The sequence below is a fragment of the Clostridium sp. MCC344 genome (assembly GCF_018785365.1).
Classification (GTDB): domain Bacteria; phylum Bacillota; class Clostridia; order Lachnospirales; family Lachnospiraceae; genus Pilosibacter.
Genome location: NZ_WQPQ01000063.1, coordinates 1 through 883 on the forward strand (window position 1 = coordinate 1; position 883 = coordinate 883).

Here is an 883-nt window from a genome sequence, read left to right on the forward strand (position 1 = left end):
ATCCGACATACCTCATGTGCCGGATAGGAACGGCAAAATTTTTTACACTTCTATTACTTCTTTATCACACATAAGCAAAATCTCAGGGTATCAAGCAGCTCATGGCTGGCGGCGGTGTGGTGCTGATCGGCACGACCCTCATTCCCCTGCTCTCCGGTTTGTTCGGCTAATCCACGGCAAGCCCAGCTTAACCGAAGGGTGGTGAAATATTGGGCAGCATTTTAGAAAAGATCGAACAGGCTCTCAAGGATATGCTGATCGGATGGATCGAGAGCAACCTGACCAATATGTTCACCGATGTCAACGAGAAGGTAGGAACGATTGCAGCCGAAGTTGGGCAAACACCGTCCGGCTGGAATGGCGGCGTGTACCAGATGATCCGGGGACTATCCGAAAACGTGATAGTCCCCATCGCTGGTATCATCATCACCTTCGTTTTGTGCTACGAGCTGATTTCCATGATCACCGAGAAAAACAACCTTCATGACATGGACACATGGATGTTCTTCAAGTGGTTTTTCAAGGCGGCTGTGGCGATCTACCTCGTGACGCATACGTTTGACATCGTGATGGCAGTATTCGACATCGGGCAGAACGTGGTTTCCGGCGCAGCAGGAGTCATCCACGGCAACACGAGCATTGACATTGACGCGACGATTGCGCAGATGCGTACCGGCATGGAGAACATGGGCGTCGGAGAACTGCTCGGACTGTCGATAGAAACGCTCCTGATCAGCCTGTGCCTCAAAATCATGGCGATCCTCATTACGGTCATTCTCTACGGGCGCATGATTGAGATTTACTGCGCGTCCAGAAGCGCCGCTTTTCATCCAAAGGCGGTGTGCGGGCATTTTGGGAACCCGGCTTTAGCAAGCCGGTAAAG

General features: G+C 51.6%; 1 protein-coding gene and 1 pseudogene. Both read left to right on the top strand.

Going from position 1 to position 883, the window contains the following annotated elements:
• Window positions 1–74: 74 nt before the first annotated feature.
• A pseudogene (locus GPK90_RS19180) lies at window positions 75–170 on the top strand (Maff2 family mobile element protein); the annotation flags it as partial.
• Between the two features lie 39 nt (window positions 171–209).
• Window positions 210–881 carry a VirB6/TrbL-like conjugal transfer protein, CD1112 family gene (locus GPK90_RS15050; protein ID WP_215703347.1) on the top strand — a complete coding sequence of 224 codons (672 nt, stop codon included), beginning with the start codon at window positions 210–212 and terminating at the stop codon, window positions 879–881.
• The last annotated feature ends 2 nt before the right edge of the window (window positions 882–883 follow it).